Here is a 14,826-nt window from a genome sequence, read left to right as displayed (position 1 = left end):
TGGCGGCAACTGGCACGCGAAGGCGTTGTCGTAGCCCGTTGCACGGTCGAACGATTGATGCGCAAGCTGGGGCTGCGCGGGGTGATGCGCGGCAAGGTCGTGCGCACGACCATCGCCGATGCCAAAGCGCCATGCTCGCTGGACCGGGTCAATCGGCAGTTCCGTGCCGAGCGGCCGAACCAGCTGTGGGTGAGCGACTTCACGTACGTCTCGACCTGGCAGGACTGGCTATATGTGGCCTTCGTCATCGACGTGTTTGCCCGTCGCATCGTCGGCTGGCGGGTGAGCAGTTCGATGCGTACTGACTTCGTGCTCGATGCGCTGGAGCAGGCCCTGTACGCCCGGCAGCCCGAGCGCGATGGCAGCCTGGTCTGTCACTCGGATAGGGGGTCTCAGTACGTCAGCATTCGCTACACGGAGCGGCTCGCCGAGGCCGGCATCGAGCCGTCCGTGGGCAGCAAGGGCGACAGCTACGACAACGCCTTGGCAGAGACCATCAACGGCCTCTACAAGGCCGAGCTCATTCACCGTCGAGCGCCATGGAAGACCAAGGAAGCGGTGGAGTTCGCGACGCTCGAATGGGTGTCTTGGTTCAACCACCATCGCCTGCTCGAACCCATCGGGTACATACCGCCTGCAGAGGCTGAGGCAAACTACCACCGGCAACTCGCCAGTCAGAACACCGAGGTGGTGGCCTGACTTAAACCAAACAGCCTCCGCGGAAACCGGGGCGGTTCAAAACCACCAGTCCTGCGGTATCCCATGAGAGCTATGGAGCAGACGGATCGGGTGGAGCTCTGGGCAAAGGCGATGCTCTGGGTGTAGGACCTTCGCCGGGAAACCGCAAGGAATCCTCAAATGCTTTGGAGGGGGCGGTGAAGTTAGCCCAACTTCGCATATTCCTCCGTCCCATTCCCGGAAAACCTATGACTCCTGCGCAGGCAGAAGCATTCGGTCTACCGATGCCTGTGCCAACGCCAATTGGGATTGGGACGCCGCCCCAATAGTCTGATCTTGAGAGGAGCCTCAACCCTGTGGCGCCGGGTCTCAGCTTGTTAACTGACACGCTTAGGGCGTTGGATGGTTTAATCACAAACTCTGTTAAGGGGAACGATACGCCGGGGGGCCGACAGCTCAAAAGCCAAGCCGCAAAAACCTGAAGGCGTTCCAGAGGGGTGGGAGGAGAGGCCCGGTAAGAAAGATGGCAACACGAAGTGGGTCAATCCAGAAAATCATCATGATTATGTGCGTGTCAAACCAGATGGGACGGTCACGCAGGTTCGCGATGGCAAGGCCTATGACGTAAATGGAAATCGAGTTGATATGAAATTGCCAGATGCGCACGGCATTACGCCAGGTGATTTCACCTTCCGTCCATAAGGAATTTCAATGATTGAATTTGAAACTTGGCTTCCTCAAATTGTCGGTTATTGCGAGCTTGTTGTCGACGACATGAGGCTGCGACAGGCGTGGATCAAACGAGATTTCTCTAAAACATCAGTTACCGACTTTGATGAGCTCTATGAGCAGGTTTTCGATGATTTGGATGCCAATTATTTTGCAGTGAATCTATATAGGTATCTTCCAAATTCGGGGCGAATGACGACTGGGATTGCAGATTTCATCAAAATGTTGCAGGAGACAGATCGGGTTCGTACCGAGAATCCTGACTTATTGGATGCATCACTGCTGCTTGACTCTGATCAATGGAGGCTTGTTCGCAACTCTGCGTTCGCCGTATTGAATGCGGTTAAGCATGAGGAAGGCGAAAAGTGAAATGCTGTGATTGGGGCAGACAGTGGAACTAAGCCAGAAGCCGCCCCCACGGAAGTTCCAGAGTCACCGGAGGGAAAAGTTACTGTTCCAAATGACAAGTTTTGGAAAGACAAAGGCATTGATCCCCACGAAGTGACCTTGCCAGATTCCCGCGCTGCTGTCAGAAAGCGATGCGCAATCCTCCAAGCGATGGTCGCGATCGAGCAATGCTTTCAGGCACTGCGTTTCGCGGGCCCAACGGTCTCCGGCATAGCCCTCGGATGTCGCCTCAAGTCCGCTCATTGAGAAGGGCTTGTGCATGCGCGCGGCGTGCAATGCCGCATTGGCCTTCAGCGCACTGCGCACGTGGTCCGTTCGTGTCTTGACGCCCAACCTGCCGATGCCTCCCCATTGATTGCGTGCCAGCAGCTCCACGGTCGACTCCCGCTCGGCCAGCACGGTTTCTGGCTGCTTGCCACTTCTGAGTTCAAAACGGAGCGTCGCCGGCTCGGCCTCTGTCAGGCGAGAGAGCAGCGGACCATCCAGACGCACATCAAGATCTGGCAGGTGGTAGGTTTCGCCAGGACCGACAGTGTCAAGATTCCACACCCGAGGCTTCACGAACGCGGGTTCAGAAGACAGCCGAATCTCCAATTCCGTGAGCGGCAGGGACGTACCATTCACAACCGCCAATTCCAGCAAGGCTGGGACCGAGTTCTGAAAGCTCGCAAGGTTGAGTTTGGTGGTCACACTGACCCGCATCTCCACGGTTGACGCGTGCTGTGCGGGTTCTCCGGTGCTTTCGTGACCGTCGTCGACGCCGGACAGACGATGTGAGACCCCTTCCATGGGCGCGCTCCCTGTTGGTTGCGTGTCTTAAATAAAAACCTATTTGTAACAAAACTTTAAGTTTTTGGGATGCGAACTGCATCACGGCACGGGTCTGATTGCAGCCGACGGCGCATGGCCTGATGGGGGTCGGTATCGAATATCGATACCTGTTTGCTCATCGCGTGATACAGGTTGATTCGGACGGGCTTCTTCAGTCAAGTTGCCCGCACCATCGCGGCTCCTCAACAACCCCAAGGGTTTTACATGGCCTCGAACCGATCTCCCCTCATCGTGATGCGCGACACCCGTGCCTGGCAGCTTCAGGTGTGGGTCTCGTTCGGTATCGCCGTTCTCCTGTGCGCCACCGGCCTGGCCTGGTTGCCGGGGCAGGCGCTGGACCGTGCGTTCATGGTGATGGGTTACGTGTTCTGCCTCTCCACCGTGTTCGTGCTGTCCAAGGCGGTGCGCGACGGCCACAAGGCCTCGCAGACCGGTGAAGCCGAAACGCCGATGTGGCGCCTGGTGGTCTGGGGCGGCTTTGCGGTGGCCATGGGCCTGACCGGCTGGGGCTTGCTGCGCATGGAGATCAACGACACTTACCGCGCTTACCTTGGCGTGAGCTGGCTGTACCTCGTCACCTCCGCCTTCACGCTGGCCAAGACCCTGCGTGACCGCCACGAGGCCGACCTGAGCGATGCCCAGGTGCGCGGCGAACTGCTGGGCCGCCAGCAAGCGATGCAGGAGCGCGCCGCAGCAGCAGCAGCTGGCGCCCACGCCGAATAACCCCATTCCTCCTTTTTCCTTTTTCTTTTTCATCCGGAGTTTTTTCATGAACACGTTCAAGTTGAAGTCGATGTCGCTGCTGGCCGGCCTGTGCCTGGCCTTCTCCCTCGCCAGTGCCCCGGCGCATGCCCAGAGTGAGGCCTCGGCCGCGCTGTCCCTGTTGCCGGTGGCCTCGGTGGTCGGCACGGCATCGGCCGGTGCGGCTGCGCTCAGCGTGCTGCCGGTGGCCTTGTCCACCGCCGGTGCGGTGCTCACGGTCAAGGCCGTGGAGAGCACGGCGCGTGGCACGGTTTATCTGCTGGAGCGTGCGTCGGACGGTGCCAAGGCCAGCGTGGAAGTGGCCGGCAAGGCGGCTTCGGGCGTGGTGCACGGTGTCGGCACGGTGGTGGCGGTGAGCGTGATCGGTACCGGCGTGCTGCTGTCGGCCGCCGGCGAGGTGCTGGCCTTCATCCCGAACGAACTGGGCCGCGCGCTGCTGCACAACGAAAAGGTGACGCAATGAGCAAGCCCGTCACACGGATCGCCTGCGGCTTCGCCACCGCGCTGGCCTTGTTGCTCGGCACCGCCACAGCCGCCCACGCCGGCCGCTCCTGCGAACAGAAGCCGCTGAACGTGCGCAGCATCGAGCAAGGCATGGCGCTGGCGCAGCGCACCGCGCAGGCGCTGGACGCCGAACACGCCCGCAGCGGCGCACGGGTGGTGCTGCTGGCGCGCGCCGGGCAGGACCTGAGCAAGTACCAGCTGCGTTATTCGCACCTGGGCTGGGTCTACCGCACCGATGCGGGCGTCTGGCGCGTGCTGCACAAACTCAACCAGTGCGGCACCGCCACCGGCGACCTGTACCGCCAGGGCCTGGGTGAGTTTTTCCTCGACGACCTGTGGCGCCAGGAAGCCGCCTGGGTGGTGCCGGCACCGGCCCTGCAGGCGCCGCTGCTCGACCTGCTGAACGACCCGCGCCGCGCGGTGGCCCTGCACGAAAGCGCCTACAACCTGGTGAGTTATGCCTGGGGCCAGCGTTACCAGCAGTCCAACCAGTGGGCCATCGAAACCCTGAGCATGGCCACCGAGCCGGGCGTGGGCAACCGCGAACAGGCCCAGGCCTGGCTGCGCTTCAAGGGTTACGAGCCCACCACGCTCAAGCTCGGGGCCCTCACGCGCCTCGGCGCACGCGCCGGCACCGCCAACGTGGCCTTCGACGACCACCCGAACGAGAAACGTTATGCGGACCGCATCGAGACCGTCACGGTGGACTCGGTGTTCGGCTGGCTCACGCGCAGCGGCCTTGCGTCGGCGCCGCAGTCGCTGGCGCTCTGAAGCGCGCTAACGTGTCGCACCGTGCGTTTTTGAACGAGAGGGATTGAACATGGGCAAAGCATTGCGTTGGTCGGAGAAGTGGTTTCGCCGTGGCCTGTGGCTGGTGGCGTTTGTGTTCGCCTGGTTCCTGGTCGGGCTGGGCAGCACCATCGTGGGCGATCTGCCCCGGGTGGAACAGGCGCAAGGGCTCGACGATTTCCTCGACCCGCAGCGCGCGCCCCAGGTGCGGCAGGACATTGCCGCCGCGCAACGCGCCGCACGCACGGCGCAGGACACCCTGGACCAGGCGCAGTTGCGGCACCAGGCCGCCACGGCCAACCAGCGCGCGGCGCGCGACAGTTTCGACAACTGGCTCGGCACGCGCCAGGTCACGCAGCGTCCCGAGCAGGACGAGGAGCTGATCAACCGCACCCGCCAGCTGGAAAGCCTGCGCCAGGCCGAGCGTGAGGCGCTTGCGGCGGTCGAGACGCAGCAGCAGGCGGCGCTGGATGCGCAGCAGGCCGAGCAGCGTGCCCAGGACCAGATGCTGGCGCTGGAGGAGGGCGCCCGCGATGCCTATGTCTCGGCACAACGCGCGCAGGAACTGCGCGTGTTCCTCTACCGGCTGGCGCTCACGCTGCCGCTGCTGGTGGTGGCGGGTTGGCTGTTCGCCAAGCAGCGCAAGAGCACCTACTGGCCTTTCGTGTGGGGCTTCATCTTCTTTGCGCTGTTCGCGTTCTTCGTCGAGCTGGTGCCCTACCTGCCGAGCTACGGCGGTTACGTGCGCTACATCGTGGGCATCGTGCTCACGGTGGTGGGCGGGCGTTACGCCATCCAGGCGCTGCAGCGTTACCTGGCGCGGCAGCAGCAGGCCGAGGCTTTGCCCGACCGGCTGCGCCGCCAGGAGCTGGACTACGACCTTGCCCAGACCCGCCTGGCCAAGGGCGTGTGCCCGGGCTGCGAGCGGGGGGTGGACCTGAAGGACCCGAAGAACGACTTCTGCCCGCACTGCGGCATGGGCCTGCACAACCACTGCACCGCCTGCAACGCGCGCAAGAGCGCTTTTGCCCGCTACTGCTACGCCTGCGGCGAGCCGGCAGCACGGGCCGAGGCGGTGGAGGCACCGGGCGCTGCGGCGGCACAGCCGGTGGCCCCGGGCGTCGCACCTGGCTGAATCTCTGGCTGATCTCAGGCGGTGGCACTTTCGCCCGGCGGCGCGGGAACCAAGCCGCGCGCGGGTGGCTCTACGGTCTGCCTTCCAGCATCGGGAAGGCCGTCCGTTCCTCCACCGCCCGAACCCATGTTCTCTCGCCGCCTGTTCCTTGAATCCACCTCACTGGGTGCCGTGTCTGCGGCGCTGCTCTCGCTGAGCAGCGTTGTGCCCGCCGCCCAGGCCGCCGGCACGGCGCAGCGCCGCCTGCCGGTGCTGTTCATCGGCCACGGCAGCCCGATGAACGCGATCTCGGACAACCGCTTCACGCGCGAACTCACGGCCTGGGGCAAACGCCTGCCCGCGCCGCGCGCGATCCTGGTGGTGTCGGCGCATTGGCTCACCCAGGGTGCGACCGGCGTCACCGTCAACGAGCTGCCGCCGACCATCCACGACTTCGGCGGTTTCCCGCGCCAGCTGCACGAGATGCAGTACCCGGCCAAGGGCCACCCCGAGCTGGCGCGCGCCACCGCCAAGCTGATCCGCAGCAACCCCAGCGTGCCGACCACCGAGTGGGGTCTGGACCACGGCACCTGGACCGTGCTGCACCACCTGTTCCCCAAGGCCAACGTGCCGGTGTTCCAGGTGTCGATCGACTACGACAAACCGGCCGCCTTCCACTACACGTTGGGCCGCGAACTGCAGGCCTTGCGCGAGCAGGGTGTGTTGATCATCGGCAGCGGCAACATCGTGCACAACCTGCGCGCCACCGACCGCGACACGCCCGAGCAGGCGGCGGCCAGCCGCCCCTGGGCGCAGGCGTTCGACGACCGCGTCAAGCGCGCGCTGGACCAGCGCGAAGACAAGGCCTTGCAGGACTACATCGGCCTGGACATGTCGGCCCGCATGGCGGTGCCCACGCCCGACCACTACTGGCCGTTTCTCTACGCGCTGGGCGCGGCCGATGCCGGCCAGCTGCCCAGGCACGTGTTCGAGGCCTTCCACAGCGGCACGCTGAGCATGCGCTGCCTGCAGTTCGGCTGATCAGAGAAAACGCTGCGGCAGGTAGGGCGTGGGGTCGATGAGGCAGGCCTCGCCCGCCATCTGCTCGGCCAGCAGCCGGGCGCTCACGGCGCCCATGGTGAAGCCCTGGTGTCCATGGCCGAAGTGGAACCACAGGCCCGGGTGCCGGGGCGCCGGCCCGATCACCGGCTTGAGGTCGCCGGTGCAGGGGCGGGCCCCGCGCCAGGGCTCGGCTTCCACCGGGTCGGGCAAATCGATCAGTTCGCGCGCCAGCACCTCGGCACGTGCGATCTGCACCGGCGTGGAGGGGGCGTCCAGGTGCGCGAATTCGGCGCCGGTGGTGAGGCGCACGCCGCGCTTCATGGGCACCATCACATAGCCACGTTCGCTGTCGAACATGGCCAGGTCGGGGCCACGGCCGCCGAGGTAGTGGCGGTGGTAACCACGCTTGACGAACAGCGGCAGGCGGTAACCCAGCTGGCGGATCAGCCGGTCGGACCAGGGACCCAGCGCGACCACGGCGCGAGCGGCCTCGACCGGGCCGTGTTCGGTCTGCACCTGCCAGCCCGCGCCGCTGGCGCGCAGCGACATGGCGTCGCCCTGAACGATGCTGCCGCCGCGCTGCACCAGCAGGTCGGCATAACGTTGCACCAGCTCGCCCGGGTCGGCCACGGACCACGGGTCGGTCCAGTGCACCGCGCCGACCAGGCGCTGCTTGAGCGCGGGCTCGGCCGTCGCCAGCTGTTCACCCGTCATGGCGCGGAAGTTCACGCCCACCTCGCGCTGCAGGCGCTCGGCGTCAACCACGGCTTCGTCCAGCCGGGCCTGGGTGCGGAACACCATGCGGTAACCGTCGCGGCGCACGAGATCGTTTGCGCCGGCCATCTCGATCAAGGGCGCGTGCTCGGTGACGGAGCGGCTGCTGAGCTGGCCGTACTCGCGGGCGATCTGCTGGTAGCGCTGGCCACGCGAGTTGGCCCAGTACTGGCCGAGCGGGGCGGACAGCGAAGGCATGGCGCTCAGGTGGTAGTTCACGTCGGCGCCGCGCTTGAACGCCACGCGCAGCAGCATGGCCGGGTCTTGCGGGAAGGGGTAGGGCTCCACCGCCTCGCACTGGATGAGGCCGGCGTTGCCGTAAGAGGTTTCCCGGCCGGGTTCGCGCCGATCGACCAGCGCCACCGAGTGGCCACGCAGCGCGAGCTGCAATGCCGTGCAGGTGCCGATCATGCCGGCGCCGAGCACCAGGACGTCCGGTTTCATGCGCGCTCGGCCGCGATCACCGTGAGTTCGACCAGCGCACCCGGCAGCATGAGCCCGGTGTGCACGGTCGTGCGCGTGGGGCGGGGCTCGTTGAAGCGGGTGGCGTACACGCGGTTGAAGGCGGCGAAGTCCGCGGTCTGCGTGAGGTAGGCCGCCACCGACACCACGTCGTCCAGGCCCAGGCCCTGGCTTTTCAGCGTGGCTTCGATGCGGTCGAGCGTGAGGGCGGTCTGTGCCTCGATGCCCTCCGGGATGCTGCCGTCGGCCTGTAGGGGCAGATCGCCCGAGAGGAACAGGAAACCGTTGGCGCGGCGGAACTTGGAGATGGGCGGGGTGGTGGGCTGTGTCATGTGGATGCGGTGAATGCGGTGAATGCGGTGGAGGGGGGCAATGTGGTGCGTGCGGTGGATGCCGGACGCGGAAGCCGGATTATCGGAACCATCCCGGTTTCATACATCGCCGTATCGTGAAAGGTCGATTGCGGAAAACGCAATCATCGGGCGGGTGGCGCGGGGTGCGCCAGCCGCTCCTCTTCCATGATCTGTTCGCGCAGGAAGTTCACGAACGTGCGAACCGCTTCGGGCAGGTGGCGCCCGGCCAGGGTCTGCACTTCGAAGTGCCGCTCGTTCATCTCCCGGTCGCGCAGCGGCACCGCGGTGATGCGGCCATCCGCCAGCCGCTTGCGCAGGGTTGCCTCGCCGCAGAAGGTGATGGCCTGGCTTTCCGAGACGTAGTTGATCAGCGGATAAAGGTGGTTGCTGGTGATGACCGCGTCGCACTGCAGGCCCTGGCGGCTGCAACTGATGTCCAGCAGTTGCCGCAGTGTCGAGGCCTTGGCCGGCAGCGCCAGCGGATAGGCCGTGACCTGGGCCAGCGAGACCATGCGCCGTGTGGCCAGGGGGTGGTCGGGGGCCATCACCGCCATGATCGGTGACGGATGGCGGTGCTCCACATTGAGGCCACGTTCGGACGACAGGCTGACCGTGACGCCGATGTCCGCCTCGCCGTCGCGCACGCTGCGGGCCACATCGGCCTGCACGTACATGTCGATGGCGAAATGGATGCCGGGCCACTGCTTCTGGAACTGCACCACGATGGAGGGCAGGAACTCGTGGGCAAAGCCTTCGGTGGCGGCGATGCGGACCTCTCCCGTGCGCAGCCCGCGCAGGCCGAGTATTTCTTCGCTCACGCGTTCGGCGTCGAGCCAGGCGCGGCGCGCATGGGCGGCCAGCAGTTCTCCGGCGGCGTTGGGCGTCATGCCGCGGGCCTTGCGCTCGAAGAGCAGGGTGTCGAGTTCGCGCTCCAGGCGCCCGATCTGCCGGCTCACGGCCGACGGCGCCACGTCGAGCCGGGTGGCGGCCTCGGTGACCGAGCCCGCGCGCACCACTTCCATGAAGTAACGCAGCGCCACCTCTTGCAGCACACGTTGGTTCATGGGCTTGCGTGCGCCGGTTCTGGCGGTGCGGGAGACGGGGGTGTTCATGGCCCGAGGCTACCCGAGCGTTGCCTTTATCGCAAAGAAGAGTTCTGAAGTTTGCTATTGCTGCACGGCAGATCTGTTCCTACGATGGCCTGACAACATTGGAGACAAGCATGCCTGACAGGACCTCGACCGATATGACCACCACGATTTTTTCACCCACTCGCCGCCGCGCTGGCGCCCTGCTGCTGACGGCCGCCACGCTGACTGCTGCGCTCGGCTTTGCGCCCGCATGGGCACAGGGGGCCGGCGACTACCCCAACCGCCCGATCACGCTGGTGATCCCGTTCCCGCCCGGCGGCAGCGCCGACACCGCCGGCCGCCTGGTGGCCAAGGGCCTGTCGGAAAAGCTGGGGCAACCCGTGGTGGTGGACAACCGCGCGGGTGCCGGCACCGTGGTGGGCGCCGGTGTGGTGGCCAAGGCGCCGGCAGACGGCTACACGCTGCTGTTGAGCTCGGGTTCCACCTTCACCGTGAACCCGGCCATCCGCCCGAACCTGCCTTATGACCCGGTCAAGAGCTTTGATCCCATCGGCATCGTCGGCCGCATCGCGTTGATCCTGCTGGCCAACAAGGACGTGCCGGTCAACAACGTGAAGGAATTCGTGGCGGCGGTGAAAGCCGCGCCCCAGAAGTATTCGTACGCCTCCTTCGGCGCCGGCACGACCTCGCACTTCACCGCCGAGATCATCCTGCAGGCGATCGGCGCACAGCTGATGCACGTGCCCTACAAAGGCAGCGCGCCGGCCATGACGGACCTCATGGGCGGCCAGGTGCCGTTCTCGGTCGATACCGTCACCGCCGCCATCCCGCAGGTCAAGGCCGGCAAGGTCAAGGCCATCGCCGTCACCACCGCCACGCGCTCGTCCCAGTTGCCCGACGTGCCCACCTTTGCCGAGGCCGGCTACAAGGAGGTGAACGCCGACACCTGGATCTTGCTGGTCGCCCCCAAGGGCGCGCCGCCCGCGGTGATGGACAAGCTGGAAAAAGCACTCACCGCGGTGAGCATCGATCCGGCGTTCAAGAAGTCGATGCTGGACCAGGGCGTGGAGCCCTCCCCGATCAACCGTGCCGCCGCCATTTCGCAGATCGAGAGAGAGCTGCCCCTGATGCGAGACATCGCACGCCGGGCCAACATCCAGGCCGATTGAGCCCCGCTGCAGACGCATTTGCTTCCCATGTCACACACGAAGTCCCCGCCCCCGTCCTCATCCGCATTGCTGGAAAACTCGGCCGTCGAGCTGAGACGCCTGATCGGCGCCCGGCAGTTGTCGCCGGTCGAGCTGCTCGATGCCAGCATCGCGCGCATCGAAGCCGTCAACCCTTTCGTCAATGCCGTCACGGCCACCTGCTTCGAGCGGGCACGCGACGAAGCGCGCGCCGCCGAGCAGGCGGTGATGCGCGGTGACGCCCTGGGCCTGCTGCACGGTTTGCCGATGGGGGTGAAGGACCTGGAGCCCACCGCCGGGCTGCTCTCCACCTCGGGTTCGCCACCGTTCCGCAACCATGTGCCGTCCCGAGACATCGAGCTGGTGGCGCGCTTGCGCAACGCCGGTGGCATCGTGGTCGGCAAGACCAACGTGCCCGAGATGGGCGCGGGCGCCAACAGCCGCAACCCGGTCTGGGGTGCCACCGGCAACCCGTTCAATCCCAACCTGAATGCCGGTGGTTCCTCGGGCGGCTCGGCCGCTGCGCTGGCGCTGGACATGTTGCCGGTGTGCACCGGCTCGGACACCGGGGGCTCGCTGCGCATTCCAGCCGCCTGTTGCGGCGTGGTGGGGTTCCGGCCTTCGCCCGGCGTGATTCCCAGCGTGCGCAAGTCACTCGGCTGGTCGCCGATCTCGGTGGTCGGCCCCATGGGCCGCAGCGTGGAAGACGCCTGCCTGCAGATGGCCGCTTCCGCCGGCATGCACCCGGGCGATCCGCTGAGCCATCCGCTGGACCCGCTGTCCTTCCTGGACCCGGGAACGTGTGACCTCTCGCGCTTGCGCGTGGCCTACACGGAAGACTTCGGCGCCTGTGACGTGGACCCGGTGATCCGCGCAGCCTTCCGCGCAAAGATCGCGGCCATGAAGCCCCTGTTCGCGGTGTGCGAAGAGGTGCGCTTCGATCTGGGTGACGTGCACCGCTGTTTCGACGTGCTGCGCGCCGAGGCCTTCGTGGCCGGCATGCGCGCCACCTACGAGCGCGACCCCGAAAGCCTGGGCCCCAACCCGCGTGCCAACTACGAAATGGGCACCCGCATGAGCCTGCTCGACAGCGCGTGGGCGCAGTCGGAGCAGACCCGCATCGTGGGCCGCTTTCAACCGGTGTTCGAGGGTTACGACCTGGTGTTGTCGCCCACCACTCCGGTGTCGCCGTTCGCCTGGACCAAGCCCCATGTCGACGTGATCGACGGGCGCCAGCAGGAAAACTACTACCGCTGGCTCGCCTTGACCTACGTGGTCACGCTGACCACGCACCCGGCCATTTCACTGCCGTGTGGCAGCGATGCGCAGGGGATGCCGTTTGGCTTGCAGGTGGTGGGCCCGTTCCGCGCCGACCGCCGCCTGCTGGCCGCGGCCCGCGCGATGGAACAGGCCTTCGAGGCGGATGCCGTGCTGCGCCGGCCCCGCCCCGACGCCACGGCACTGCGCGCCGCCGAGCCGGCCTTGCGTTCCATCGTCACGGCTGCGCCGGACGACGTGTTTGCCCACGTGCCCAACGACGGCGTGTCGGCCTCCGTGGTCTAACCAGCGCCGCCAACGCGGCAGGCTCAGACGCCGCGTGCGCGGTCGGCCTTGAAGCGGGCGCGGAAGGCCTCGAAGCGGCCCGCGTCCAGCGCCTCGCGCACCTCGCGCATCAGGTTCAGGTAGTAGTGCAGGTTGTGGATGGTGGTCAGCATCGGGCCGAGCATCTCGCCGCAGCGGTCCAGGTGGTGCAGGTAGGCGCGGCTGAAACCTTCGCGCCCGCCGTCGTCCCAGCTCACGCCGCTTTTGCCCGCGCAGGCGTGGCAGGTGCAGGTGGTGTCGAGCGGCTGGTGGTCGGTCTTGTGGCGCGCGTTGCGGATCTTCAGGTCGCCGAAACGCGTGAACAACGTGCCGTTGCGCGCGTTGCGCGTGGGCATGACGCAGTCGAACATGTCCACGCCGTCGGCCACGCCCTGCACCAGGTCTTCCGGCGTGCCCACGCCCATCAGGTAACGCGGCTTGTGCGCCGGCAGGCGGTGCGGCGTGTGCGCCATGATCTGCAGCATCTGCTCCTTGGGTTCGCCCACGCTCACGCCTCCGATGGCGTAACCGGGGAAATCCATCTCCACCAGCGCGTCCAGCGATTCCTGGCGCAGGTGCTCGAACATGCCGCCCTGCACGATGCCGAACAGCGCGTTCGGGTTCTCCAGCCGCGCGAACTCGTCCTGTGAGCGCTTGGCCCAGCGCCGGCTCATCTCCATGCTCTTGCGCGCCTCGGCTTCGGTGGTGAGGTGGCCGTTGGTCTCGTACGGCGTGCACTCGTCCAGCTGCATCACGATGTCGCTGTTCAGGCCGGTCTGGATCTGCATGCTGACCTCGGGCGACATGAAGAGCTTGTCGCCGTTGACCGGCGAGGCGAAGGTCACGCCGTCTTCGGTGATCTTGCGCATGTTGCCCAGGCTCCAGACCTGGAAGCCGCCCGAGTCGGTGAGGATGGGCTTGTGCCATTGCTCGAACGCATGCAGGCCGCCGAAGCTCTGCATCACCTCGCGGCCCGGGCGCATCCAGAGGTGGAAGGTGTTGCCCAGGATGATCTGCGCGCCCATGTCGTGCAGGCTTTGCGGCATCACGCCCTTCACCGTGCCGTAGGTGCCCACCGGCATGAAGATGGGCGTCTGCACCACGCCGTGGTTGAGCGTGAGCTGGCCGCGGCGCGCGTGGCTGGTCGGGTCGGTGGTGAGCAGGTCGAACTGGAGCATGGTGGACTCGGGGGAGGGCAGACAAAAAAGAGAAAAGGGGTTCAGGGCTGGGCCGTCGCGGGTGACGGCGAGGGCGAAGGTGCGGGCGCAACCACGATCAGGCTGCGGTTGCGGTCTTCCACGATCCACAGACGGCCCTGGCTGTCGAAGGTGGCACCGGCCGGCGCACCCAGCGGGCGCACGCCGGCCTGCACCTGCCAGCCGCTCACCACGTCTTCGCGCGGGCCGGTAGGCTGGCCTTGCTTGTCAAGGCGCCAGGCCACGATGCGCTGGCCGCTGGCGCGGTAACCATGCCAGACCGCAAGCAGGCGGCCGGCAAACGGGCTCTCGGTGTCCAGCGTATTCGGGGCTACCAGCAATTGCAGGGGCGCCACGTGCGCCGGCCAGGCCGCGTGCGGTGCCACGTGTTCGCTGCAGCGCGCCCGGTTTTCGTAGCCGCGCGCCGGCACGGCGTTGCCACGCGCATCGCTCAGGCAATAGGGCCAGCCGTAGGACGCCCCCTCGCGCAGCTCGTTGAGTTCTTCGGCCGGCAAGCGGGTGTCGCGGTAGTCGACCGAGTTTTCGGCCTGCCACAGCCGGTGCGTGCCGTCGCGCGCGGTGGTGCTGGCCAGGCCGAGCGAGTTGCGCAGGCCGGTGGCGAGCGGCTTGAAGCTCTGCAGGGCAAACGCCGGTGCGGCGCCGAAGCGCGCTTCGTAGACCGCCGCGCGGGGTTGCGGGCCGGTGATTTCGGGGCAGGGCCGGGGCTGCTGCTGGTCGTCGCCCCGGCAGGCGTCGGTGACCGAACCGAGGTTGACCAGCAGGCGGCCGACGGGCGTGAAGGCCAGTTCTTTCAGGGGATGCGCGCCGTCGGCGGGCAGGCCGGTGATCACGTTCTCGCGTTGCACGTGGTCGCCGATGGGTGTGCGCCACACGCCGCCGGCTTCGCCGATGTAGATGCGGTCGTCCGGCCCACGCGCCAGGCCGTGCGGCCGGTCCAGCCCGGAGGCCAGCACGCGCACGCGGCCCGGCTGGCCGGCGGCGATGTCGGTGCGCAGCTCCAGCAGGCGGCCGCGGCGCGGCTCCCAGTTGCCCATGTCGACGATCCAGAAACGGCCCGGCGCGATCTCCAGCAGGCGGCGCGGCATGCGCAGGCCGTCGCGCGCATCGGCCACCAAACCGGCACACCAGCCGGTGGGCACGCTCAGCGCAATGCCGGGGTGGCCGGCGCAGCTGCCGCGCGTGGCGTACAACAGCTCGGCCGCCGTGGCACCGGCGGGCAGCAGCAGGGTGGCGGCGGCGAGGGTGCTGCCAAGGGCTTGCAGGGCGGTGGTGCGCATGGTGGGT

Annotated in this window: 15 protein-coding genes; 9 read left to right on the top strand and 6 right to left on the bottom strand. The window is 66.7% G+C overall.

Going from position 1 to position 14,826, the window contains the following annotated elements:
* Together HPA01S_RS06340 and HPA01S_RS23010 are read left to right on the top strand one after the other, a co-directional pair.
* On the top strand, window positions 1-699 hold a 699-nt coding region (locus HPA01S_RS06340), incomplete at its 5' end, for an IS3 family transposase (protein WP_066267991.1).
* 690 nt (window positions 700-1,389) lie between these two features.
* Complete coding sequence (locus HPA01S_RS23010) at window positions 1,390-1,776, top strand: hypothetical protein (RefSeq protein WP_157084913.1); 387 nt, start codon at window positions 1,390-1,392, stop codon at window positions 1,774-1,776.
* Window positions 1,777-1,839: 63 nt separating this feature from the next.
* Here HPA01S_RS23010 and HPA01S_RS23410 read toward each other — a convergent pair whose 3' ends face one another.
* On the bottom strand, window positions 1,840-2,505 hold the full coding sequence (locus HPA01S_RS23410) for a hypothetical protein (RefSeq protein WP_174525282.1): 666 nt from the start codon (window positions 2,503-2,505) through the stop codon (window positions 1,840-1,842).
* A 345-nt stretch (window positions 2,506-2,850) separates the two neighbouring features.
* Here HPA01S_RS23410 and HPA01S_RS06325 point away from each other — a divergent pair, with 345 nt between their 5' ends.
* The 5 genes from HPA01S_RS06325 (at window position 2,851) to ygiD (ending at window position 6,856) form a co-directional block, all read left to right on the top strand.
* A complete protein-coding gene (locus HPA01S_RS06325) occupies window positions 2,851-3,369 on the top strand; it encodes a YiaA/YiaB family inner membrane protein (protein WP_066267951.1) in 519 nt (172 codons plus the stop codon).
* 46 nt (window positions 3,370-3,415) lie between these two features.
* Window positions 3,416-3,871 carry a hypothetical protein gene (locus tag HPA01S_RS06320; protein ID WP_066267949.1) on the top strand — a complete coding sequence of 152 codons (456 nt, stop codon included), beginning with the start codon at window positions 3,416-3,418 and terminating at the stop codon, window positions 3,869-3,871.
* Entirely contained in the window at window positions 3,868-4,683 is an 816-nt protein-coding gene (locus HPA01S_RS06315) for a DUF2145 domain-containing protein (RefSeq protein ID WP_066267947.1), read from the top strand. The genes HPA01S_RS06320 and HPA01S_RS06315 overlap by 4 nt, the downstream gene beginning before the upstream one ends.
* A gap of 49 nt (window positions 4,684-4,732) precedes the next feature.
* Entirely contained in the window at window positions 4,733-5,836 is a 1,104-nt protein-coding gene (locus HPA01S_RS06310; protein ID WP_066267989.1) for a zinc ribbon domain-containing protein, read from the top strand.
* A gap of 126 nt (window positions 5,837-5,962) precedes the next feature.
* Window positions 5,963-6,856, top strand: coding sequence for a 4,5-DOPA-extradiol-dioxygenase (gene ygiD / locus HPA01S_RS06305; RefSeq protein ID WP_066267945.1), 894 nt, complete (start codon window positions 5,963-5,965; stop codon window positions 6,854-6,856).
* Here the strand turns inward: ygiD and HPA01S_RS06300 are convergent, their stop codons facing one another.
* The 3 genes from HPA01S_RS06300 to HPA01S_RS06290 all read right to left on the bottom strand — a co-directional run bounded on the left by HPA01S_RS06300 (window position 6,857) and on the right by HPA01S_RS06290 (window position 9,578).
* Complete coding sequence (locus tag HPA01S_RS06300) at window positions 6,857-8,095, bottom strand: NAD(P)/FAD-dependent oxidoreductase (protein ID WP_066267943.1); 1,239 nt, start codon at window positions 8,093-8,095, stop codon at window positions 6,857-6,859. It lies immediately after the preceding gene.
* Window positions 8,092-8,445: a RidA family protein gene (locus HPA01S_RS06295; RefSeq protein WP_066267941.1), complete on the bottom strand. Its 354-nt coding sequence runs from the start codon at window positions 8,443-8,445 to the stop codon at window positions 8,092-8,094. The genes HPA01S_RS06300 and HPA01S_RS06295 overlap by 4 nt, the downstream gene beginning before the upstream one ends.
* Before the next feature lie 143 nt (window positions 8,446-8,588).
* On the bottom strand, window positions 8,589-9,578 hold the full coding sequence (locus HPA01S_RS06290) for a LysR family transcriptional regulator (RefSeq protein ID WP_245638584.1): 990 nt from the start codon (window positions 9,576-9,578) through the stop codon (window positions 8,589-8,591).
* A gap of 134 nt (window positions 9,579-9,712) precedes the next feature.
* On the opposite strand from HPA01S_RS06290, the gene HPA01S_RS06285 reads away from it, so the two are divergent.
* Together HPA01S_RS06285 and HPA01S_RS06280 are read left to right on the top strand one after the other, a co-directional pair.
* Window positions 9,713-10,726, top strand: coding sequence for a Bug family tripartite tricarboxylate transporter substrate binding protein (locus HPA01S_RS06285; protein WP_066267939.1), 1,014 nt, complete (start codon window positions 9,713-9,715; stop codon window positions 10,724-10,726).
* A 27-nt stretch (window positions 10,727-10,753) separates the two neighbouring features.
* Complete coding sequence (locus HPA01S_RS06280; RefSeq protein WP_066267937.1) at window positions 10,754-12,307, top strand: amidase; 1,554 nt, start codon at window positions 10,754-10,756, stop codon at window positions 12,305-12,307.
* Window positions 12,308-12,330: 23 nt separating this feature from the next.
* Here the strand turns inward: HPA01S_RS06280 and tgt are convergent, their stop codons facing one another.
* A complete protein-coding gene (gene tgt / locus HPA01S_RS06275) occupies window positions 12,331-13,503 on the bottom strand; it encodes a tRNA guanosine(34) transglycosylase Tgt (RefSeq protein ID WP_066267933.1) in 1,173 nt (390 codons plus the stop codon).
* Window positions 13,504-13,544: 41 nt separating this feature from the next.
* The gene (locus tag HPA01S_RS06270; protein ID WP_066267931.1) at window positions 13,545-14,819 is read right to left on the bottom strand and encodes a PQQ-dependent sugar dehydrogenase; all 1,275 of its coding nucleotides are present in this window, start codon (window positions 14,817-14,819) and stop codon (window positions 13,545-13,547) included.
* Window positions 14,820-14,826: the final 7 nt, after the last annotated feature.

The organism is Hydrogenophaga palleronii NBRC 102513 (assembly GCF_001571225.1).
GTDB classification, from domain to species: domain Bacteria; phylum Pseudomonadota; class Gammaproteobacteria; order Burkholderiales; family Burkholderiaceae_C; genus Hydrogenophaga; species Hydrogenophaga palleronii.
The sequence above is the reverse complement of the archived record's forward strand: the minus strand, read 5'-3'. Positions and strand labels throughout refer to the sequence as shown.